Annotated in this window: 25 protein-coding genes; 9 read left to right on the top strand and 16 right to left on the bottom strand. The window is 40.0% G+C overall.

The genetic code is table 11. The features are described from left to right. Positions 1–229: 229 nt before the first annotated feature. Complete coding sequence (locus ACM0OR_RS08755; RefSeq protein WP_414575914.1) at positions 230–1,588, bottom strand: phthiocerol/phthiodiolone dimycocerosyl transferase family protein; 1,359 nt, start codon at positions 1,586–1,588, stop codon at positions 230–232. A 708-nt stretch (positions 1,589–2,296) separates the two neighbouring features. Then, positions 2,297–2,515 carry a helix-turn-helix domain-containing protein gene (locus ACM0OR_RS08750; protein ID WP_414575913.1) on the bottom strand — a complete coding sequence of 73 codons (219 nt, stop codon included), beginning with the start codon at positions 2,513–2,515 and terminating at the stop codon, positions 2,297–2,299. Positions 2,516–2,687: 172 nt separating this feature from the next. Here ACM0OR_RS08750 and ACM0OR_RS08745 point away from each other — a divergent pair, with 172 nt between their 5' ends. Next, positions 2,688–3,269: a metalloregulator ArsR/SmtB family transcription factor gene (locus ACM0OR_RS08745; protein WP_414575912.1), complete on the top strand. Its 582-nt coding sequence runs from the start codon at positions 2,688–2,690 to the stop codon at positions 3,267–3,269. 158 nt (positions 3,270–3,427) lie between these two features. On the opposite strand, the gene ACM0OR_RS08740 is transcribed toward ACM0OR_RS08745, so the two are convergent. Then, positions 3,428–4,210, bottom strand: a complete 783-nt coding sequence (locus ACM0OR_RS08740) for an ABC transporter ATP-binding protein (protein WP_414575911.1) — start codon at positions 4,208–4,210, stop codon at positions 3,428–3,430. Further along, positions 4,200–5,333 carry a branched-chain amino acid ABC transporter permease gene (locus ACM0OR_RS08735; RefSeq protein ID WP_414575910.1) on the bottom strand — a complete coding sequence of 378 codons (1,134 nt, stop codon included), beginning with the start codon at positions 5,331–5,333 and terminating at the stop codon, positions 4,200–4,202. The genes ACM0OR_RS08740 and ACM0OR_RS08735 overlap by 11 nt, the downstream gene beginning before the upstream one ends. A 232-nt stretch (positions 5,334–5,565) precedes the next feature. On the opposite strand from ACM0OR_RS08735, the gene ACM0OR_RS08730 reads away from it, so the two are divergent. The 3 genes from ACM0OR_RS08730 to ACM0OR_RS08720 all read left to right on the top strand — a co-directional run bounded on the left by ACM0OR_RS08730 (position 5,566) and on the right by ACM0OR_RS08720 (position 7,823). Next, positions 5,566–5,763 (top strand): hypothetical protein, encoded by a 198-nt coding sequence (locus ACM0OR_RS08730; protein ID WP_323269203.1) that lies wholly within the window; start codon positions 5,566–5,568, stop codon positions 5,761–5,763. A gap of 111 nt (positions 5,764–5,874) precedes the next feature. Further along, the gene (locus ACM0OR_RS08725; protein ID WP_190701904.1) at positions 5,875–6,132 is read left to right on the top strand and encodes a cytotoxic translational repressor of toxin-antitoxin stability system; all 258 of its coding nucleotides are present in this window, start codon (positions 5,875–5,877) and stop codon (positions 6,130–6,132) included. 104 nt (positions 6,133–6,236) lie between these two features. Next, positions 6,237–7,823, top strand: coding sequence for a glucose-6-phosphate isomerase (locus ACM0OR_RS08720; protein ID WP_414575909.1), 1,587 nt, complete (start codon positions 6,237–6,239; stop codon positions 7,821–7,823). Positions 7,824–8,089: 266 nt separating this feature from the next. Here the strand turns inward: ACM0OR_RS08720 and ACM0OR_RS08715 are convergent, their stop codons facing one another. The 4 genes from ACM0OR_RS08715 to ACM0OR_RS08700 form a co-directional block, all read right to left on the bottom strand. Further along, positions 8,090–8,749, bottom strand: a complete 660-nt coding sequence (locus ACM0OR_RS08715; RefSeq protein WP_414575908.1) for a Nif11-like leader peptide family natural product precursor — start codon at positions 8,747–8,749, stop codon at positions 8,090–8,092. A 433-nt stretch (positions 8,750–9,182) separates the two neighbouring features. After that, complete coding sequence (locus ACM0OR_RS08710; RefSeq protein WP_414575907.1) at positions 9,183–10,691, bottom strand: DUF1802 family protein; 1,509 nt, start codon at positions 10,689–10,691, stop codon at positions 9,183–9,185. After that, positions 10,688–12,550: a P-loop NTPase fold protein gene (locus ACM0OR_RS08705; protein ID WP_414575906.1), complete on the bottom strand. Its 1,863-nt coding sequence runs from the start codon at positions 12,548–12,550 to the stop codon at positions 10,688–10,690. Before ACM0OR_RS08705 ends, ACM0OR_RS08710 begins: the two co-directional genes overlap by 4 nt. Before the next feature lie 64 nt (positions 12,551–12,614). Beyond that, complete coding sequence (locus ACM0OR_RS08700; RefSeq protein ID WP_414575905.1) at positions 12,615–13,313, bottom strand: hypothetical protein; 699 nt, start codon at positions 13,311–13,313, stop codon at positions 12,615–12,617. Positions 13,314–13,631: 318 nt separating this feature from the next. Here ACM0OR_RS08700 and ACM0OR_RS08695 point away from each other — a divergent pair, with 318 nt between their 5' ends. Then, positions 13,632–13,913 (top strand): hypothetical protein, encoded by a 282-nt coding sequence (locus tag ACM0OR_RS08695; RefSeq protein WP_414575904.1) that lies wholly within the window; start codon positions 13,632–13,634, stop codon positions 13,911–13,913. A gap of 201 nt (positions 13,914–14,114) precedes the next feature. Here ACM0OR_RS08695 and mdh read toward each other — a convergent pair whose 3' ends face one another. The 5 genes from mdh to ACM0OR_RS08670 form a co-directional block, all read right to left on the bottom strand. Beyond that, entirely contained in the window at positions 14,115–15,098 is a 984-nt protein-coding gene (mdh, locus tag ACM0OR_RS08690) for a malate dehydrogenase (protein WP_414575903.1), read from the bottom strand. A 194-nt stretch (positions 15,099–15,292) separates the two neighbouring features. Beyond that, the gene (locus ACM0OR_RS08685) at positions 15,293–15,508 is read right to left on the bottom strand and encodes an NAD(P)H-quinone oxidoreductase subunit O (RefSeq protein WP_190697373.1); all 216 of its coding nucleotides are present in this window, start codon (positions 15,506–15,508) and stop codon (positions 15,293–15,295) included. 114 nt (positions 15,509–15,622) lie between these two features. Next, positions 15,623–16,495, bottom strand: coding sequence for a DNA-formamidopyrimidine glycosylase (locus tag ACM0OR_RS08680; protein ID WP_414575902.1), 873 nt, complete (start codon positions 16,493–16,495; stop codon positions 15,623–15,625). A gap of 241 nt (positions 16,496–16,736) precedes the next feature. Then, entirely contained in the window at positions 16,737–16,949 is a 213-nt protein-coding gene (locus ACM0OR_RS08675) for a photosystem I reaction center subunit IV (RefSeq protein ID WP_190697365.1), read from the bottom strand. 306 nt (positions 16,950–17,255) lie between these two features. Continuing rightward, a complete protein-coding gene (locus ACM0OR_RS08670; RefSeq protein WP_414575901.1) occupies positions 17,256–17,840 on the bottom strand; it encodes a PAP/fibrillin family protein in 585 nt (194 codons plus the stop codon). A gap of 244 nt (positions 17,841–18,084) precedes the next feature. On the opposite strand from ACM0OR_RS08670, the gene ACM0OR_RS08665 reads away from it, so the two are divergent. The 3 genes from ACM0OR_RS08665 to ACM0OR_RS08655 all read left to right on the top strand — a co-directional run bounded on the left by ACM0OR_RS08665 (position 18,085) and on the right by ACM0OR_RS08655 (position 20,133). After that, positions 18,085–18,324, top strand: coding sequence for a DUF3134 domain-containing protein (locus tag ACM0OR_RS08665; RefSeq protein WP_414575900.1), 240 nt, complete (start codon positions 18,085–18,087; stop codon positions 18,322–18,324). Between the two features lie 75 nt (positions 18,325–18,399). Beyond that, positions 18,400–19,503 carry a phospho-N-acetylmuramoyl-pentapeptide-transferase gene (gene mraY / locus ACM0OR_RS08660; RefSeq protein WP_414575899.1) on the top strand — a complete coding sequence of 368 codons (1,104 nt, stop codon included), beginning with the start codon at positions 18,400–18,402 and terminating at the stop codon, positions 19,501–19,503. A 198-nt stretch (positions 19,504–19,701) separates the two neighbouring features. Further along, the gene (locus tag ACM0OR_RS08655) at positions 19,702–20,133 is read left to right on the top strand and encodes a COG3650 family protein (RefSeq protein ID WP_414575898.1); all 432 of its coding nucleotides are present in this window, start codon (positions 19,702–19,704) and stop codon (positions 20,131–20,133) included. Between the two features lie 20 nt (positions 20,134–20,153). Here ACM0OR_RS08655 and ACM0OR_RS08650 read toward each other — a convergent pair whose 3' ends face one another. Beyond that, positions 20,154–20,657 carry a MogA/MoaB family molybdenum cofactor biosynthesis protein gene (locus ACM0OR_RS08650; protein ID WP_414575897.1) on the bottom strand — a complete coding sequence of 168 codons (504 nt, stop codon included), beginning with the start codon at positions 20,655–20,657 and terminating at the stop codon, positions 20,154–20,156. A 124-nt stretch (positions 20,658–20,781) separates the two neighbouring features. Further along, on the bottom strand, positions 20,782–21,117 hold the full coding sequence (gene psb28, locus ACM0OR_RS08645; protein WP_190697346.1) for a photosystem II reaction center protein Psb28: 336 nt from the start codon (positions 21,115–21,117) through the stop codon (positions 20,782–20,784). Positions 21,118–21,409: 292 nt separating this feature from the next. Here psb28 and ACM0OR_RS08640 point away from each other — a divergent pair, with 292 nt between their 5' ends. Continuing rightward, positions 21,410–22,153, top strand: coding sequence for an alpha/beta hydrolase (locus ACM0OR_RS08640; protein WP_323264966.1), 744 nt, complete (start codon positions 21,410–21,412; stop codon positions 22,151–22,153). On the opposite strand, the gene ACM0OR_RS08635 is transcribed toward ACM0OR_RS08640, so the two are convergent. Beyond that, a partial coding sequence (locus ACM0OR_RS08635) for a D-aminoacyl-tRNA deacylase (RefSeq protein WP_414575968.1) occupies positions 22,143–22,316 on the bottom strand: 174 nt, incomplete at its 5' end. The genes ACM0OR_RS08640 and ACM0OR_RS08635 overlap by 11 nt on opposite strands.

Below are 22,316 nucleotides of genomic sequence, written 5' to 3'. Positions count from 1 at the left end.
TCGTCCTCCCTCCGTCAGACTCAAAGCTATGACAACGGGAGGAAGGGGGACTAGTACCGCAAGGCGGAAGTCAAAAGTCAAAAGTCATAGACGCGAAAGCGGCTACTCTACGAGAACGCTTTGGCACAGCCTCTCGTAGAGAAGAGCGAACCCGGAGGGTAAGTCAAAAGTTTAATATACCAATGCTTTTGCTGTTTTGAAATTGTCTGCTTATTTACGTCGTGCTGTACTAGAGATGAGTCTCATGACAAGCATCGAGCATATAAGACATTACATCATTTGCTAAACTTTCAGCACTTTCTCGACTAACTGAAGGCTCAGAAAATGTGAAGTTTAAGAGCATTGTGTCTTGAAATGTTGCAACCGCAACACTAAAAGTACCACCGAATACTGCCTGAGATGGTACAAAACTGATTTCTTCAAGTTTAAATTCACCATAATCACTAGGAATCGTGACTCGACCAATATTTGTGACAGCTACACTCACAGGTGCGTTATTTGGTTGAAGTAAAAGAAAATCGTAAATTTTCTTAGATATTAAAACGCTACTAAAGATATCTTCACTTTGTAAACTTGCTGCTAACTGTTTTTTAACATCCCGCGCTAAATTCCAAAACGATACCTTGCTATCCAGAGTGTGAAATGAGGTGATTGCAGAAGTTAATATGCCTAAGTTTTCACGATTAACTTCTGGTAAAAACCGTTTTCGTAAATCAACATATGAATGACAACTCAAGCATATATTTGGTTTATTTATATTGCTAATCTTTCTTGCTACTGCTATCAGCATAGCTGCACACAAAGCACACTGCACAGTTGTATTTTTATTTCTACAAATTTCCACCAATTTTACAGTATCTTCTCGATTTAACTGGCGATGAATCATTCCAGCCGTGCGTAATTTAAAAGGTACGCACTGCTCAAAAGTCAACTTTTTAGGCTGATATAAAATAATTTTTAGCAGCAATCTCAATGCAAAACAAATTCCTTTAATGACACCCAGTTTACCCTGCATTGATTGCGGCATTAATTTTTGAATAGAGGGTAAAGGAGATAAGATAAAGGTATCTGAATCTAATTGGTTAGAACCCAGTTTCTGACAGTAAGTTAAAATTTCGGAATGTAACTTAACTATTGATAATCCATCTGAAATTGCATGATGTAATATTATTAATAAATAATTGATATTTTCATCTGCAAATCTAATTAATACAGAACGGGCTAAATATTTATTGCTAGCGATTGGTTGGTTCAATTCTTCTAAAACAACTTCCTGCCATTGGGCTAGATATTTTTTATGAACTATACGTAAAGGAAGTTGTTCTGCTCCAAATTCAAAGCCAATATTATCTAAATTGCCAACAATCCGAGAGTTAAGCAGAGGATGGCGAACTTGAATTAAATCAAGAGCTTGCCTAACTATGTCTTGACTTAATTTTCCCTGAACACGGCTAATTGTAACTACATTAGCAGCAACGCGACGGTTTAAAATTTCCATGCTTTGCTCTATCGGAGAAAGCTTTCTGTTAATTGTCATAATTTTTATTGCTTGAGAGAATAACCTATAGCGAAAGAATACAGATTTCAAGCAAAAGTAAAGCCAATATATTCCCCTTTACTTAAATAAATATATTTAAGTATCCTATGATTTATTCACAATCAATTTATGCAATTTTCTATATTAATTATTTGGAAAAACTATACCAGTTCAAAAAATGTTGGCAATAAGTAGAACGGCTTAAATAATTCACGCTGTGTCATTGCGTTGGCGTTAGCCTTCCCGTAGGGTATGAAACGTTTGCGTTAGCGTCCCCAAGGTTAGCAATCGCAAGGGTTATTATGTCAATTTTAGATTCTGTTATATAGCTAGGTTGATTTCCGTCGACTTACTTACATCAAGCATCTGTAGGGTCTGAAGCGATCGCCTTTTGCTATGCAACGTATCGAAGGCGTAGAAATTTAAGCTGACTTTTCACGGTATCTGGAAAACCCCTCTCCAAACCTCTCCCCTACAAGGCTACGGTGTACACACATCTTTGTGCTGGGTGCAAAATTTTGTTTGATCCCCCTAAATCCCCCTTAAAAAGGGGGACTTTGATTCTAGTTCCCCCTTTTTTAAGGGGGGTTAGGGGGGATCAAAACGATGTGGAATAAGGTTGGTTATCAGACTTGTGTGTACACCGTAGCCCCTACAAGGAGAGAGGCTTTAACTTTTCCCCCTTCCCTACTAGGGAAGGGGGTTAGGGGGTTAGGTTTCGCGTTAGCTTTTCCACATAACGTGAAAAGTCAGGAACATTTAGAAGTTAGGTCTGTTTCTGGCTTGATATTCCATTAAAGCACCTTGACTAATTACCGTCCGCCCATCTTTTCGATGAGTGGGAATCTGTCCTTTTTGCAAAGCCATATATAGACTGCTTTGGTCTATGCCCAAAAATCTAGCAGCCTGGACAAGAGAAGTACCTGGCTTGGGCATACCTCGATTCGTTCTTCTTCGGCGCGATAATGGTTTGAACATAGCAAAATGTAAAGAACTACTTAAGAAATCTCAACTTTTCTCAGAACAAATCGCAAAATTAACATTAATTCAAAATTCACCAAAGCAGTGCTTGTACTGCATCAGACGAGAACCGCATCAGTAATTCGATCTAGCTCTAATTAGATTGCGATCGAATGGATTATAACAAATTATGAAACAAGAGCAATTTAAGACCCTATTGCAATTTTTCAAAGCTTTGGCTGACGAGAGTCGATTGAAGATTGTAGGAATCTTAGCCAATCAAGAGTGCAGCGTCGAAGAATTGGCAGCACTCATGCAGCTAAAAGAGCCTACAGTTTCTCATCATTTGGCAAAACTCAAAGAGTTAAATTTGGTGACAATGCGCCCAGAAGGTAACAGTCGTATATACCAGTTAGATAGCGAAGTCTTACAAAGTATCAGTAAGAAAATTTTCACCCCTGAGCAAATGGCCTCTTTGATAGAGAATGTAGATACGGAAGCTTGGGAAAGCAAAGTCTTGAAAAACTACTTAGAGGTAGACCATAATAGTACAGATATAGTACAACGGCTCAAAGAGATTCCGGCTAGTCGTAAAAAGCGGTTAGTGATTCTCAAGTGGTTAGCCAACAAATTTGACTTGGGAATTAACTACTCAGAACGTGAGGTAAATGACATTCTCAAACCCTATCATGCTGACTATGCAACTTTAAGACGGGAGTTGATTGGCTATCAATTAATGCAGCGAGACAATGGGGTTTATTGGCGATTGTGAGTAGTGAGTAGTGAGTAGTGAGTGCTGAGTGCTGAGTGGTGAGTGCTGAGTAGTGAGTGGTGAGTGGTGAGTTCTCAGTCAAGACCAATCAATTATTAGTGTTCTCCTCTGCTCCTCTGCTCCTCTGCTCCCCTGCTCCCTGCCCCCTACTCCCTGCCTCATTGCCCTAAATAGGCTTCCAACACTTGGGCATTGTTTTGAATTTCTGCGGGTGTACCATCAGCTAAATTTCTGCCTTCGGCTAGCACCCAAACGCGATCGCACAAGGACATAATTACATCCATATTGTGTTCAATAATTAGAAAGGTCATGCCATCTCGACGATTCCAATTGAGAATGCGATCGCATATATCATCAATTAATCTAGGGTTAACTCCTGCTGCTGGTTCGTCTAACAAAATCAATTTGGGATCAGTCATCAACGCTCTACCCATTTCTAGCAGCTTGCGTTGTCCACCAGACAAACCACCAGCATATTCGTAGGCTTTTTGAGCTAAACCCACGGATTCCAAAACTAACATTGCTCTTTCTTTTAATTGCTTCTCTTCGTTGGCGACTACCTGGGGTTGTAACTGCACCTGCCAAAAATTCTCGCCTGTTTGTTTTTGGGCTGCTAGCAGCATATTTTCTAACACTGACAACCGGGAGAGTGTACGGGCTACCTGAAAAGTCCGTACTAATCCCTGCTGGGCGATTTGGTGGGATTGCAGGTTTTGGATGGGTTCGCCGTCAAAAATCACACGTCCTTTATCTGGATGAATGAAGTTTGAGAGTAAGTTAAATAAAGTAGTTTTACCAGCACCATTGGGGCCAATCAAGCCGGTGATGCTGCCTTTAGCAACTTCTATTTGGGCTTCGCTGACAGCTTTGATACCGCCAAAGCTTTTGCAAAGTCCAGTAGCTGCTAATAAGGGAAGTGGGGATGATTGGTTATTTACCAAGGGTGAGTTCCTCCTTTTTCCCTAAGATACCTTGAGGCCGCCAAATCATTAGCACCATCAAAATAAAACCAATTACCATGATGCGGAATGCACCTAAACGTGCGGCATCAAGGGGAATAATTTGGGGTAAGACTTCCCGCGTAATGGCATCGTAGGCAAAGTAAATGACTGCGCCTAAGATTGTGCCGATATTGTTACCAGAACCGCCGAGAATGACCATAATCCACGAGTCAAAAGTCAGTTGTGGCTGGAAATTATCAGGATAAATCGCGCTGATTTGCCAAGCGAAGAAAGCACCAGCGACACCTGCGATCGCACCACCTAACATTAAGGATTGTAACTTGTACCAAAAGACATTTTTACCCATTGCTTTGGGTATTTCTTCATCTTCACGGATAGCTTTGAGAATTCTACCCCAAGGCGATCGCACTAAATATTCCAACCGCCAGAATACAAAGGCCAACACCACCAGCGATGACAACATTAACCCCGCTTTGGGAATGTAGTTATAGAGTGTGATTACCCCAGAAATATAAATCGCGCCTGCCAATAAGCCTAAGATGCTTCCCACCACCAACCGTGAAGTAAATTCTTGCTTATTACCGACTCTGTAACCTGAATCAGTAATTTGTGGTTTTTGAGCAGTCCGAATCCACCGCCACAACGAAAAAACAGTAATCGCAAACAGTAGCGTCAGTACACCAATCATCCCCAAGCGAAAGAACAAATTCGGCGGTGTCGATAGAGGTATGGGATAACTCTGCACACCAAAAGCCCCAGATACCCAGGCATCACCTACAGGTAACTCTTGGTTATTGACTACTAAGCGAATCAATTCTCCTGTGCCAATTGTGACAATCGCCAAATAATCTTCGCGCAGGCGCAGAGTTGCTAAACCTATAAGTAAACCTAATAAAGCTGCCACAACTGCCCCAATCAGAGCTGATATCAATAAAGGCACACCTTTAAGACTTAATAACACTGTGGTGTAAGCACCCAAGGTCATAAAAGCGATATGACCAAAGTTAATTAACCCTGTAAAACCCCATTGTAAATTGAGTCCTAAACTAAACAGGGCAAAGGTTGCTGTAGAAATTGCGAGAAAAATAATATATTCAATCATTGGTCACGTCGCTGCGCTCCGAATTCAAAATTCAAAATTCGTCTTGAAAAGTTCTGTAGGCGGGAAACCTGCCTATAGAACTTTTCGCAAAATTCAAAATTAATCTACCTACGGATAAACTATCACCTGTCACCTGTCACCTGTCACCTGTCCCCTGTCCCCTAATATTGCCGTTAACCATTAGAGATTTATGGGAACAATACCTTTGTGTTCTGGTTTATGTAAACGATAGATGAACTTGCTAAGAATTAGAATCCATCACTTAATTGAGCAGTTAGGGGACGAAGAACTTGACAGCATTTGGAATTGTACTCACGCGCTGCATTGTGACTTTTATATGCTAAATGCAATACAACAAGTCAAGCGATCGCAGCAACCGTGGGACATCTTAACTCATGATGAAGCCGTCAGGATGTTGATGTTTGTCTAGGATTGGGACAAATCAATTCAAAATTCAAAATTTAAAATTTAAAAAACTTCTACCTCTTCCCAGTCCCTAATCCCCAGTCCCCAATCTCTAGTCCCCAAAAAGGTGAACGTAGTGAATTTGGAAATGCGCTATGCCAGGTCTTTTTTAGTAGACCTGAAGAATTTAGAACCTGCTGCCTATCAGCGAGTATATGATTTTGTGTTTTTTGAGTTTGCCGAAAAGCGGACTTTGCATTCTCTGGCAGAACTACGGCAACTTGATGATGAAGGAATTTTTCATCGATTTACTATAGATGATTATTTGGTTGGCATAGAGATTAGGGGAGATATTGTCAAATTTCTTCGGGTCATACCTATGCCAGATGTTTAGGGTCAAGAGTTTCTCAACACTTAAAACTGTATAAGGCAAAGCAGGGATGCGTCTACCGTTACATTACACTTGATTGTAAAGGACACTTTACTAGAGATTTCCCTATGGATGCGAAGGCACTTTGGCAACGATACCAAGATTGGTTATATTTCCACGAGGGATTAGGACTGTATCTAGATGTTAGTCGGATGCGTTTTAATGATGCCTTCGTGAAGTCGTTGCTGCCGAAGTTTGACAAAGCGTTTGCGGATATGGCGGAATTAGAGAAGGGAGCGATCGCTAATCCTGACGAAAACCGCATGGTTGGACACTACTGGTTGCGAAATCCAGATTTAGCACCCACTCCAGAACTTACACAAGAAATTGTTCAAAGTTTAGAACAACTGGAATCCTTTGCGGAGAAAGTTCATACAGGTGCTGTTCATCCACCCAAAGCCAACCGCTTCACAGATATTATTTCCATTGGGATTGGTGGTTCTGCTCTCGGCCCCCAATTTGTTGCTGAAGCCCTCGCCCCAGAATTTCCACCCCTAAAAATTCATTTTATCGACAATACTGATCCTGCGGGCATTGATCGGGTTCTCACTCAACTCAGAAATCATCTTGCTAGCACGTTGGTACTAGTTATCTCCAAGTCTGGAGGGACACCAGAACCCCGCAATGGCATGATTGAAGTCAAAAGAGCCTACGCTGGACAAAATTTAGACTTTGCTCAATATGCAGTAGCCATTACTAGTGCTGATAGCAATCTAGACAAATTAGCTAAAGCGGAAGGCTGGCTGGCAAGATTCCCTATGTATGATTGGGTGGGCGGACGTACCTCAGAAATGTCTACTGTCGGGTTAGTTCCCGCCGCATTGCAAGGTATTGATGTCCGCGCCATGCTAGAGGGTGCAAAAGAAATGGATGACGCTACCCGCGTTCCTGATGTGAAAAATAACCCGGCGGCGTTGCTAGCGTTGTCTTGGTATTTTGCTGGTAATGGTAAGGGTGAAAAAGACATGGTTGTCTTACCCTACAAGGATAGTCTGCTGTTGTTCAGTCGTTATTTGCAACAGCTAGTCATGGAATCCTTGGGTAAAGAAAAAGACTTAGACGGCAATACTGTTTATCAAGGTATTGCCGTTTATGGTAATAAGGGTTCAACCGACCAACACGCTTACGTGCAGCAGTTGCGTGAAGGTGTACCCAATTTCTTTGCTACTTTAATTGAAGTTTTAGAAGACCGTAACGGCGCATCTCCCGAAATAGATCCGGGTGTGACTTCCGGTGATTATCTCTCTGGTTTTCTGCAAGGAACTCGCCAAGCCCTTTACGAAAATCAGCGCGATTCAATTACAGTTTCTATTCCCCAAGTTAATCCCCGGACTGTAGGCGCACTAGTTGCTTTATATGAACGGGCTGTTGGTTTGTATGCTAGCTTGGTCAATGTTAACGCTTACCACCAACCAGGGGTAGAAGCTGGTAAAAAAGCGGCTGCGGCTATTTTGGATCTGCAAGCCAAAGTAGTAGGATTACTGCAAACAGAAAAAACACCCCTCTCTTTGGAACAAATTGCTGAGAAGGCTGGTGTTGCTGATGATGTTGAAGCTATTTACAAAATTCTGCGTCACTTGGAAGCCAATCAACGCGGTGTAGTATTCCAGGGAAATCCTGCACAACCCAGCAGTTTAAAAGTTTCTCTTACCTGATCAATCTACTGCTATGTGAAAAGAACCCCGGTTTCTCAGAGAAACCGGGGTTCTTGACGTTCACGAAGGATTTAGAATTGCTATACAACATAGAAATTAAGTAGATAGAAGTACATAATTTAAAGTTTGTAGTAAGGACTTTAGTCCTGATAGTCCTGGCTTTAAGCAATGAATCACTCTCTACAAAGTGGGATTTTATTCTATGTTTAATGATGCCTATCAACTTAGGCTATTTGATAAATTACAGAATAGAGTAAGGGCAGTTACTATTTGCTTTGACTAACAAAATGTTGATTAAAGTAGCTCTTGGGTAAAAAACAGCGATCTGGTAAAAAAGGATCGTCAGTGTATTGGGCTAGGAAAGCTAAAGGCGGATCTTTATGACAAAACGGCGCGACAAGTCCCCATTCTTCGGCTAACCAAATCCAGTATCCTATTTCAATTTTGCCGTAGTTCGATACAGTATCAATCTCCCCCACGCTGTTATTGATGGGTACTAATTCAGGCGATGACTTGATTTCAGTTAACAGCCAAGCTAACTCATCTACAGTAAAGTAATAACCATAATTAGCAGCAATATTGACGAACTGCTGCGGACTTTTAGCTGTTAGCAATTCGTCTTTTATACCTAGTGTTTTTTGTGCTAAATCAAAAAATTCCCAAATCTGTTTTCTGGTAACGAGAAACCAAGCAAGTTGTTCTGCGGTTAAATTGTAACCATTCTCGGTTACTACGTTAATAAATTGAGCCAGGTTTTGTGTTTCTCCTAATTGATGCTTCAGGAAGAAATTTTTCTCAACAAATCTAAAAAAATCATGAATTTTTTCCCATGTAAAATTACTGTAAATATTGTTAAGTTTTATTTTTTCTTTCCAGAAAACATATTCATCATCTTTTAAAAAGAAATTCCAAATCTGGTAATACATAAATCATTTGCCCTTTACTTCCTTAAAAGTATGCTGAAATACCAGTGTAATAAGTATATGCTTGGTTCTTCGACAGTATTAATTAAAATCTTTTTGTAAATTCAAGAACATAGGGTACAAGTATCGCATGAACGTAGTTTAAAAAACTTGTAGTTAAAATTACTTGCACTAATTTAAATACTAAAGTTAGGCGATTAGCTGCGTGGCAATGTAGCGATCGCTCACTTTATCTCGTTACTTTTCTTAATATAAAATCAGTGAGATAATGCTGTTTGAGTCAGTGCGATCGCAAACTTTATCTTGTTACTTTTCTTAATCTAAAATTTAGATCAACACTGATATTCTTTAGAGTTGAAACATAAATATATAATTAGAAATTAACCACAGAGACACAGAGGCACAAAGATAAGGATCAATGGACTCTGTACTATGATTAGTTGATTGGTAAGTCTCGGAGGTAGTAAAAGCGATCGCTTCTCCAATCACTACCTTTAATTCGTCCTAAATAGCCTGTTAAGGGTGATGAAAGTTCTATCAAGATTTCGTGCATTTCTCCTGGTTTAATTGGTTGTGGCGGTTTAGAACCAAAATATGCACCATGTAAAGCGTCAACGCCAGTAGATTCTACACCTGAGTTTTGCAGATAGTTTTTAACAAGCTGGATAATGTGCGATCGCAATTGAATATTCTGTTCGACTTTATCAATATAAGTATTAATTTTATCATCAGCTAATCCAAAGGGAGCTTTTTGTAAATGCTCTTTTAGTTCTAATAGGTTGATAGAATTTTTGTGTTGTGCTTGCAATTCAACTAATTTTTGTAGTGTTTCAGGGCGAATAACATTCATATAGTGTTCAGTAGCTGTTCTTAAGGCATAATCATTTAATTCTCCAGCAGCAACAATTAATTTAATTGCTTGCTCATACTGGAATTTACCTAAATGGTTGACACCTATTTTGAGTAATTGTGCAGGTGTACCATCAGAAACTTTCTCTGTTTTAGTAGCTTTACACTCTCCGACAATTGGGAAAGGTGCTTCAGTATAAAAGTCCATCCCTCCTGCTCCGCCAGTTGCATCTGGATTTAAATGTGAACCTGTAAAGCCTAATTTTATTAATCCTCGACGTACTAATTTTTCAAATGTTTGTCCGTCACTAGAATTTCCAATTTCAGCAATTTTATTAATCCATACAAAGTCTGAATCTAGAGTAATTTCTGAGCTATCACTACTCCAGCCAAGAATTTTTTTAATCTCACTATCTAATTCTTTAGCGGCTGAGTTAGTAATTGCAAATTGAGATAAAATAATCTGCAATTCTTCTAATTCAGGATGCTTGGGAGGTTCTAATTTTTCTAGTTGCTGTCTGCGTTGTGCAAAAGTGCGATCGTTTAATACTGGCGATGATTCAAGAATATTGATAGTTTGTGGTAATGTAACAAACTGACTATTTGATTTTATCGATAATTCAATTGATTTAGACAACTGATACACACGCAAATATGTGAGAAAAATATTTTGTTTTTGCTTCAGTATTTCTTGTAAAAATTCTGTTTTCCAAATTGTTAGTTGTGATAGAGCAGTTAATGATTCAGGACGATTGATAATTTGGCACAGTTCGCACCTAGCCCAAGCTTTAACTAAGACTGTTTCATAAGCTAAGAGAGGTAGTTTTAGCTGTTCTTCATTTGGAAGTAAGCTCATTTGCTGAGGTTGTATTAAAACTCCCTGACTATTTAGCTGTGAAAATGCACTTTGAGCAATGAGTAAAAAACTTGAGCGATAGCATTGCTCCACTGGTAATAAATTAATTGAAGCATCAGATGAACAAAGGGCAAATTCTCTCCCTGGAGTAATAAATTTATTTGCGATCACCGCAATTATTCTCCCCTGCAACAATACCTCAATTTCTGGTGCTGGTAAACATAAAGCAATATTAATCATGATACGTGAAATATATCATCTGTAGCAATACTTACGGCATTACTAATATCTGTTATTTCTAAATTGATGTTTTTAGTTTCTTCATTAATTGCATTTTCAGGGATTTGTCCTGATGGATCGCTTAAAATTTCACGGATAATATAATTATCTATTGCTATCCGATTTTTAGAAATAAAATCCATGATTTTTTCTTCACTTAGATCATCATTTTCTCTACCTCTCATAACACAATAAACTGCTAAAAGTGGCTTGATATCTTCTGCTTTTAATAGCACCCATTCTCCACCTAACTCTGGAGATAGAAGTTTAGATAAATACTGTTGCGCTCTAGCAGCACCTTTATTAATTTGCTTAGATCGAACTAAGCAACCACGGGTACAATCAAATTTTTGATACTCGATTAATCGTCTCAATGTCGCTTGGACAAATAATCCTCCAGACTCTTGAAGAACAGCAACGATGATTTTTGTTTCTTTACCATTCTCTTTTCCAATAATTTTAAAATCAAGATAACCTCTATCTACAGCCTTAACTTTAATATCAACTATATCTAGAATTTCTACATTTTCTAAAATTTCTCCTTTGATGGAAAGAAATCCTAGTTTTAGTGCTTGGGCAATAATCGCTTTATCCTCCATGTAATCTTGTATGGTAAATTCTAAAGCAGATATTTGTTGGTTATAGGCAGTTTCAACAGGGTCTTCTCCTCCATTACCAGTAATTTTAAAATTGTCAGCACACCATTTTAAGACTTTTCTAACGATTGGTTTTTCTTTCCCTAATACTCTTAGTTTATGTTCATCAAATGGGTAAAGTGGATGAGGAGGTGTTAAACCATTCTCTTGATAAAAGTCTTCAAGCCATCGAGAGACTAAGGTAATAACATCATCTGAGTTGGGATACTTTAACTCAATAACTTGTTCTCCAATTCTATCTACAACTGACTCGGCATTTGGTAATCTTTTAACTTCATTAATCCAATGTTCAGGATAGATAGAAGTCAACAAAACACCCCTCTTAATTTTGTCGCATAAATCTTTTGCAAAAATAGCAGTTACTTGCCTTCCGGTATAGCCTATTTCATTACAGTGATCAGTTTCCATTTCATCAAAACAAACTACTATTGGTTTGTAATCACCAATTAAATTGAGGATTTGCCGCACTGTATTAAAAGATTCAGCCTCTTTATCATCTGTATCGACATTGACTAAACTCATTGCATCCGCTTTAGCCTGTGGTAAGCTATGACCTGCTAACCATCTAATAGCAAATACTTCATAAGCTGGATCAGGAAATAGTGTCCATAAAATTGCTGTAAGAATATCAGGATTTTCTACATCAGGCTTAATACGTAGCACCTTATCTCTTAAAACTTCAACAACTTTAGGATTTTTTGCTAAAATCCCAGGAAATTGATTTATTAGCTGTTGAGGTTTATAGTTTTTATTGAAAGCTTCATTAATTAAAGCTGTTGCTAGATGTTGCCATTGACTCACACTTTGACTACCTACTTGTTTAAGACTATTAGCTAGAGTAGTTAAAAATTCAGCTTTAATACGGTTTAGATTACTGCACTGACTCATATAAACAAATAAAGCAGTACCATCAGCCTGTAACCAATGACGAATTCGGCTGATAACATGACTTTTTCCTAGACCTCTTTCTGCTGTAATTGTAATGCCAACTACTTTTCTGTCTCCACTACTAACTTTCTCAATTGCCTCATAGACAGCATCAGAAGCATGAGCATTTAAAGATGATACGTCAGGAAAACCTTTTCCCCAAACATTCTGATCTCTAACAACTCGGCCTAGAAATGGATTATGGTTTTTGATAACATTAACTAAATCTTTAGGCATACATTTGAAGTAATTGTGTATGAGAAATATCAAAAAATTAGTGCAAATGAGGCAAATTGGTGGACTAATTTAAACGTTTTGCATAGCAACGTAGTCCACTGACTACAGTAGTTACTGAATCTTCTAGTTTTGTTAGGTCTTTGTCTGGTAGACTCCCACCTTGAAGCTGCAAAATATCTTTCTCCTGCATTTCCAACAACCATTCATTAAAATCTCCGCGACTGATCTGATCACCTATTTCTCTCCTAATCCTGTAAATTGGTACTAAATCATCTAAGTTGTAGTCGCGATTAAGTCTGTCGTAAACTTCCAGCACCGTTGATTTAAACTCGTCATAAGAAGCGATAATCACCACCTTATTAACCTGCTTCAATTCCTTCTCTGAAGTAGCCTGAGAAATCCCTAAACTATCTATCTGACGAATCCATTTCACCAACGCATTCGCAACTCGCGCTCCAATTTGATTTCCATCAAACTCAAAATCACCACTTTTTAATCCATCATCAAGAATTTGCAAGCCTGTCTCAGTCAGAGAAATCTTTGCTACTCTGTTTGTAGTAGCGATCGCGATCGCTCCATTTTCTTGTAATTCCTCAAAAACTGGCTGATAGTCTTTCGCCTTTTCATTAGTCCGAGTTACTCGCTTGGTGATGTCACTTTTTTTAACTTCTGCTGTTGTACCGCCTAAATCCCACAACGCCAGGAGAGTCAGAGTTTTAGCTTGAGCTTCTCTACCTTTTAAGCCTGTATTTTTTGATACCACAAAACTATTCCCATTACATAAAGCTAGTATAGGTTTATTAACTACTTAAAAAGCCCCGTGAAAATGCGGAAACAAATATAGTAATTTACAGTAAAATTAAAAATTTTCTGTGTATTTTTCCTATCAACTAATAGCTAATATTGCCTGAGATCAGCTACGCTGGGCGGAACACCATCGCTAATCATTTCTCTGCACATATAACCCAAATAAAAGTCTATTCCTGGGGAGCGATCGCAATGTCTTTCAAAAGCAGGACGGAAGACTAAAAAAATCGGCTCATCATAACAAAGGGTAAATACAAACTTTTGAAAAACCTACTTGCTATATTTCAGCGAGGGAGAGATTATGGTAGGCGATTTTTTACGGAAAGCTCAGGATTTTATCGGTGGCTCAAGGCGCGAAGAACGTGAGGAAGAAGGAGATTATCGGGAACGGGGACGCAGGGGAAGACGAGACAGCGAAGGCCGCTATGAAGATGAGGACGAATATGGCAATGTCCGCCGCTCCCGTGAAGACCGTGATGATGACGAGGATGAAGAGGAATATGATGGCAACGTCCGCCGTTCCCGCAGAGACCGCTACGATGAGGACGACGAATAACCATATTGATTCATATTGTAGAGACGTGATTTATCGCCTCTGATTAAATTGATGATTAGAGGTTGTTTGAAAAGTCTAATTTATTACTTTCCTTGGCGAATATAATTCGCGACTACACAGACAAAACCCCTAATTTTTCATTAGTCCGCGCAGGCGGACTTTGTTTGTGTAGAATTATATTCGCCCCATATTTTTCTATTTCTAAATCGAACTTGTAGCAGCTAAAATTTCTTGCGATCGCTCAATATTTTTCCGTACAGATTGAGCCGAAATCTGCAAAGCTGCTTTTTCACTCTCACTCAAATTCAATTCCAAAACACTCTCAATTCCACCAAAACCCAAGCGACAAGGAACACCAATCACCACATCTTTTAAACCATATTCACCTTGCAGATATGTCGCCACAGGTAACAACCGCGACTGATTCAATAAAATTGATTCCACCATTACACTAGTAGCCGAAGCTGGGGCAAAAAATGCGCCGCCAGTCTGCATCAATTCCACAATTTCCGCGCCGCCATTGCGGGTTCTCTCCACCAAGCGTTCAATTGTGTCTGTATCCAATAATTCCGTGATGGGGATACCGTTAACAGTGGCGTGACGAGATAAAGGAAGCATCAAATCGCCGTGACTACCTAAAACCATCGCTTTGACATCGGCAGGTAAAACCCCCAACTCCAAGGCGATAAAAGTTTCAAATCGTGCGGAGTCTAAAACCCCAGCCATCCCCATAATTCTATTCCGAGGTAAACCCGTCGCTTCCCAAGCTAAATAAGTCATCACATCCAAGGGATTGGTGACTACGATAAAAATAGCATTAGGAGAATAGGCGATCGCACTCTTGGCTGCTTCAACAACAATTTTGGCGTTAGTTTTCAGCAAATCATCCCGACTCATCCCTGGTTTGCGGGGAAGTCCGGCGGTAATCACCACAATTTGCGAACCAGCCGTATCAGCATAATTATTTGTCCCGATAATCTGACGATTATGTAATTCCAGACCCCTAGCTTCTAATAAATCCAGTGCTAAACCTTGGGGCATTCCCTCAACAATATCTAATAAAACCACATCTGCCAGATTTTTCTCAGCGATGCGTTGGGCTAGCGTACTACCAACTCTACCAGCACCGATGATAGAGACACGAGGTAGACGACAAGAAATTGAGGACTCAAGGAGAGAAGACATAGTTCGGTTAAAAAGTGCAACCTATACCACCCAGGGTAACAGCTAGTTTTGCGATCGCCAGTAGCTTAAGTAAGAAAATCTCCTATGTAGAATGGACGAAATCAAGTTTGTAGTAAGGACTTTAGTCCTGATTTTTCTAAGGACTAAAGTCCTTACTACGAACCGTCAAAACTAACGTGATAGACCACTAGCCGCTATTCAAATGCTTCGAGTTGATCCAAACGTAACCAAATATTCGGTGTCGGGACTTGTCCGAACATCACCAAGGCGTAATCACCCTTAATATCTACAATTTCACCTTTAGTTTCAAACAAATATGCTGGAAAACGAGTGTCACTAGCTTTAGCCTCTACACTATTTTCCAGTTTCTCGCGGATAGCCCGCACCATATTTCCTTTTTTTACCGGCATAATTTCCCCTTTAAAGTTTTGACACCCTTTTAAAGAGGATTATAGGGGATTGGAGACTGGGTAAGAATTGTTCCCTTGTCTCCCTTCTTTTGCTTCCCCTACACCCCTACACCCTTAATGCTGACATTGGGGGCAAAAATGACTTGATCTTCCCCCTAATTTAATTCTCTGAATGACTTCACCGCAGACTCTACAGGGTTCTCCTGTACGGTTGTAAACCCAGGCGACACCGCCATAGTTACCATTGATCCCCTTGACATTGAGGAAATTACTAAAAGTTGTCCCGCCAGCAGCAATACTGGTTTCCAACACTTGAATAATCGCGGTTCGTAAAGGCTCGATTTGCTTTAACTTTAAATCTGTACACAGCGTTTGAGGCAATATCCCACTCTTAAATAATGCTTCATCAGCATAAATATTACCCAACCCAGCCACCACCGACTGATCTAATAGTGCAGTCTTAATCGGACGGCGGCGATTATGCAGCTTATCGGCTAAATACTCAACAGTGAACTCCGGCGAGAAGGGATCAGCTGCAAGTTTACCTAACCCAGTCATGACACTTTCTACAGCTACTCCCGGCTGCACCCACCACATTTGTCCAAAGGTACGCTGATCAACAAACCGTAACTCCTGTTCATCTCCAAAGAATATTCTTACCCGTGTGTGCTTGTGCAATGGTTCATCGGGCTTTACCCATAGTAGCTGACCAGTCATTCGCAAATGAACCCCTAGCCAACCGCCAGAAGGGGAGGATGAGGAAGCAGGGGAAGCAGGGAGGGGTTGAGAGAGTTCACAGAGGAGATATTTACCGCGACGCTGCCAATTAATGATGGTTTTGCCTGCGATCGCATTTACAAACTCATCTACAGAAAAAGGGTGGGCGATGGTGCGATTGAGCAACACATCTCCACCCGTGATTTGCCAATTCAGAGTCAATTGATTTAGACCCCGACGGACTGTTTCGACTTCAGGCAGTTCAGGCATTTAAACTGATTTAGCAAGCGATTGGATTTATTTATAGGGATCAAAAATTGAATTACTAATATAGATACATTTGCTAACTCAACTACGAAAAATAATCCGCAAATACCCGCAGGTCGGTGCTGATTTAGTAGAGTAGTCTGAGGTTGAAGAATGAAAAAATTATAATTTTTATTCCTCGGTATCTATATTTTACCCTTCGCTTCATCATCCCATTAAATAAATCCCCTTCAGGCTAGGCTAGTTATTTTTTAGCTTTAGCCTTGGGTGCTTCTACCTCTAGAAGTTCATCTGGAGAGAAGTTGTTAGTGTTGATGCCAGAGTAATTTACCTTCTCAAAGCGGACAATTACAGGGTATTTGATGCCACTTTGGTCTACGGAAGCTACAGTGCCGACATCTTGAAACCAGTAGGATTCTGGGCGAAGAACACGTACTTTAGAACCACGTTGTACCATGATTATTTTCCCTTTTAGTTATCAATCGCCATTATTTAGGGCTAATTGATTTCACTCTACAACTTGAAGGTCGTTACTAGAGGATTTGTTAAGTTATTTATCTGATATTGAATAACTTCTGCCCCTCTCCTTCCCCTGCTCCCCCTGCTCCCCCTGCTCCCCCTGCTTCCCTGTCCCCATATACCAATCTCTACCTTTAGTTGCTTTTATGTCCCAAATTACAAACCTAGTATGGTATCAGACCCTCCTTGACAAAGTACCAACAATAACGTACCGTCGTTCGCAAACACATATTTGAGGAAAATCTTATGTTTTACTTAAAACAAACACACTACCCTCGTTACCCCTGCCAATTCGCAAGTTTTCGTCTAGGTAGGTGATATCCAACCAGCCTTGTTGTGTATCGCTCTTGATAGGTACATCCAACGCCGTAAATTTTTTACCAGCCACAATTTGTTGGATAAAATTCTCTGGAGAAGTGTATCCTATTAATCGTTGTAAACCAATGACAGAACGCTCAAATTTTACTTGGATGCGTCGCTCTGAAACTGGCTCAAATTTGGCGGCTACACTGACTAATCCTTCTAGATAAGGTAAGCCATAAATCTCGGCAATGTTGTAAACGCTGGTATTTTCTACCCGAATACACTGATAAATTTGACCAAGTTTATATACAGGTACGCGATCTATATTCAAGAGAGCTTTGCTACTGGTATAAAGTAAACGCCAATTGCCTTCTAGTAAATTGGTAGCCTCTAATGGAAGCGGTGTAGGATTTAAGTCTTCTAAGCTGGTGATCGCTGCTAAGATAACCTGCTTTTGTGGTTGACTAGCTAGTAAACCGCGATTTGTACCCGCGATCGCATCTAATAGAGCCGCTTTTTTGATCATCACCCATTGCCTCAAAATTTATCAGGATTAAAGCCACATTAAATTGATATTAATGTCCTATGTATGAAGCCGAAAAAAATACTCAGAATCAGAGCTTAATTGCTTTATCTCTATTAAATAAAATATTTTGGTTAGCTTGCGGATTTATTCATCCCAGAGTTGAAGAAATAACTAAATTATCGCGTATCAAGTGATAGACTTCTTAATGTCTAGTTACATAAGCTTTTTTGCCTATTAAGTCGATATGTTGAATTCTCCCCTACGTGAAGAACCTCGGAATCAGCGCGCTGCTGTCATCCCCCTAAAGCAAGAGTCTTCTTTATTGGATTGGCTACAAGCTAACGGACGGATTATACCGCGCGAAGTTCAAGAATCTAGTGTTCGAGATGAAGAAGAAGAAATATCAGAATTTCTCGGTGGGGATGACGGCATTGACTACCTTGATGATGATGACGACGACGATATCAGTCTAGACGAAGATTAGTCTTTAATGACTGGGATTTCCGAAAAAGTATTCAGTTAAGCAGTTTTATTAAGTGTGGAGTGAAGGGAAGTTTTTGTGGACGCTAAATTATCTCCAAACCAAGGATTAAATTTTTCTGGGATTGGTCTGGCTTCTGGCCTAGCCGCCGGACTGGGTATAGCAGCTGTAGTTCTAGATTGGTTGGCAAACAGAACCCCTTGGCAGGGCATATCTCTGACTCTGCCACTGGTAATGTCCACCATAATTTCAGCTGTTGTAGGTTACTTTGTAGTGCCTCTACTGCAAGCCCTCAAAACTGGGCAAATTATCCGCGAAGATGGCCCCCAAGCCCATTTAAAGAAGGCGGGTACACCAACTATGGGAGGTATCTTTTTTATCCCTGTGGCGGTGATTGTAGCTTGTGTTTGGTCTAGTTTTGCTCCAGAAGTGCTTGCTGTCTCCGCATTAACTCTCAGCTATGGTTTAATTGGCTGGATTGACGATTGGCAAATTCTCCGCCGGAAGTCTAATAAAGGCATCTCTCCCCGGATGAAATTGTTATTGCAAATTGGTTTTGCTCTAGCTTTTTGTGTGTGGCTGATGTTTAATCAACCTGCCAATATTACGAGTATTGCATTACCTTGGGTGGGCTTTGCCTTACCTTTAGGATTATTATTCTGGCCGTTGGCTGGCTTTGTCCTCGTGGCAGAAAGTAATGCAACTAATTTAACTGACGGTATTGATGGTTTGGCAGCTGGAACAGTAGCGATCGCCTTGCTAGCATTAGGTGCTATAGTTGCTCCTACTTCCCCTGGATTAATGGTTTTCTGTGCAGCCTTAAGCGGTGGCTGTTTAGGTTTCTTAGCCCACAACCGCAACCCAGCCCGTGTGTTCATGGGAGATACTGGTTCTCTAGCTTTGGGTGGTGCTTTAGCAGCCGTAGCGTTGTTAACTAATAGCTTGGTAGCCTTGTTTATTCTCAGTGGTATATTCTTTGTCGAAACCCTGTCTGTGATGGCACAGGTGACTTATTACAAAGCCACCAAAGGCCCCGATGGCAAGGGTAAGCGTCTATTTAAAATGGCCCCTCTACATCACCATTTAGAATTATCAGGTTGGTCGGAATTGCAAGTAGTTGGTGTATTTTATATCATCGCTGCTATGTTAGCGACAATTTGTTTAGCGATCGCTCCTTTTTAAATCTTTTTAAAGAACTATAAAACTTTAGCCCCGCTTTCTGGATGAAGGTGGGGTTATTCTATTGAGGTTTTAGTGTGGTTGAATAATAATATCTAGAAGTTCACGCAGAGGAGAACGCCAAAGATAATTTTATCTATTATTAATTCAGAAATTGTCTGTGAATGAATTGGATCTACTTATAGCGTTAGCAATGAAAATATGAAAAGGGTAATTGCACCAATATTATTAATGGGAATTAGTGTCGGGTTACTAGCAAGCAGCCCCAGTAATGCTAATAGTAGTAATTTTTTAGTAGCCCAAGCTAACAATAGAAATCGAATTGCACAAGAGTTTATCGCGAGTGGAACAGAGCCTTTTTGGAGTGTGACAATTAGCAAAAAAGGAATTATTTACGCCACGCCAGAATCCCGTCAAAGTTTCCCTTATGTTTCGCCGTTACAAGCATCTGGTCGCCCAGTAGACTTAGTAAGAGTTTATCGATTGAGAGATAGAAATAATGCAACTAATACTTTGGTGATTAAAAAAGTAGCATCCTGTAGTGATGGTATGTCTGATATCACATATCCTTATTCAGCTATATTTATTAGGGGTAATACTGTCTTAGAAGGTTGTGCTAAACCAAATAAATAGCTGTCATATACCCCATTCCCCTATTTTCGTATTTGGCTAACTAAATGAGTGAGTTCTGGTAATATTAGCTTTTCCATCCCCAATCGCACAGCATTGCTAGAACCAGGTAGAGAGAAGATGAGTTTATTTTGATAAACACCAGCAACCGTACGGGAGGCGATCGCACGCGAACCAATTTCTTGATAACTTAAAAATCTAAACAACTCCCCAAATCCCGGTAGGGTTTTTTCCAGTAATTTCTCAATAGCATCATAGGTAGTATCTCTAGGTGCGATCCCTGTACCACCATTAAAAATCACCGCATCTAAATTGGCTTTTTGACCAAGTAATTCTATCTGTTGTTGAATTTGTTCTGGTTCATCTTTGATGATGGCATATGCTCCCACAGCATAGTTAGCACCAGTTAGCAACTGCTGGATAATTTGACCGCTTTTATCTGTCTCTAGTGTACGTGTATCACTGACGGTAACAACCGCACAAGCGACTGTTATTCCTGGTGCATCTGGATGAGGTTGTGATGTCATAATCGCTATGATGAAAGTCATTAGTAGCAATATGCGAAGCTCAAAAGTCAAAAGTCAAAAGACTCGTACTCTCGGCTGTGTGAAGTTAATAGCCAATGACTAATGACTAATGACTAATGACTACCTATGCTTTACTGAATCCTAAACCCTTGTCTTCAGCGTATCGCTCCATAAAACGCATAAAGCGATCCCATTCATCGCTAGATTTCATCAAGTAGATAGCTTCTAACGCTTCCGGCTTACCGTTGATGAATTTACCCTTAACCTCGCGGGTGATTAGTTCTCCTTCTTCATCAATTAAGTACATCCCGGTAATCTCATCGGTGCTACCTTGGGCTAGAATTTTAGGATTTGTAAAAATAAAGGTTGCTGTACCACTGTCACCAGTGCGCGATCGCGTCAAACGTACTTCTGGAATTACGTCTTCGTCAAGTCCCTTGGAAAACTGTATTTTCGCCATGATGAGTTTAAAGTTTTGTGATCATTAGTTTAATATTCTCTCATCATTTGGTGGGTATTAGGGAGCAAAGGAAACACAGGGAATCTCTATTGCCTATTGTTTACTAAATAACGATCGTGAAAAGTTCAGGTAAAAACATTGTTTAAGAAGCCATACAGAGAATCCCTATCTACAACACACTAAGTATCCCGTAGGGAATGCACATACATAAAGGCTTGGTAAAAGTTTAAACTTTGTGTAAAAATGACAAAAATTAAGAAAAACTTCTAAAAATACCAACTTTTAAATTGATATGAGTTTATTTTGTCTAGTTCACGGTGCTTTCCAAGGTGCATGGTGTTGGGATTTGCTAGTTCCCTACTTAGAATCACAGGGCCACAAAACCCTAACAATGGATTTACCAATTGAAGATACATCTGCTACCTTGTCCGATTTTGCGGATGCAGTAATTCAAGTGATGCCAAAAACTGATGATGATATTGTGCTAGTTGGTCACTCAATGGCTGGTACTATCATTCCTCTGGTTGCCGAAGCAGTAAAAGTGCGTCAGTTAGTGTTTGTAGCTGCTCTGATTCCTTATCCTGGAATCAGTACACTAGACCAATTTTCTCATCATCTTGATTCTGATACACTCAAATCATTAAATTACCAACCAAAAGACCCAAGCCAATTAGAACAGTTTTATTCTGAGCCTAGTATGTATGAACCAACTGCGCTAGGCAAAGATTTTTCAGACGAAGCAGTATTAATAGATTTGTTCTTGCATGATTGTCCACCAGATGTAGCACAGTGGGCAATCTCAAAAAATCGTTCGCAACAATCTCTGGCATATATTTATGAAATAAATCCTCTAAAAGCATTGCCTTCGGTTGAGCGTAAATATATTGTTTGTACCAAGGACCGAATAATATCTCCTGCATGGTCACGCTATGCTGCACGCAAGCGTTTAGGAGTCGATGCCATTGAACTACCGTCTGGACATTGCCCACATCTGTCTTGTCCTGACCTTCTTGCCTCAGTATTAACTACTGATTAATTGTTTGGAACTCTTTCTCCAGTATCAAAGTTACTGGTCCGTCATTTTCGATGCTGACTTGCATCATTGCGCCGAATTTACCTGCTTCTACTCGCAAACCGCTATTTTTTGACATCCTCCCACCACTGATTCGGAGTACCGAATGCAGTGGGGGATTCCAAGA

This window comes from Anabaena sp. CCY 9402-a (genome assembly GCF_963920945.1).
Lineage (GTDB): Bacteria > Cyanobacteriota > Cyanobacteriia > Cyanobacteriales > Nostocaceae > Trichormus > Trichormus minutissimus.
Note: the sequence above shows the minus strand (reverse complement) of the source record. Positions and strands in the feature narration are given on the sequence as shown.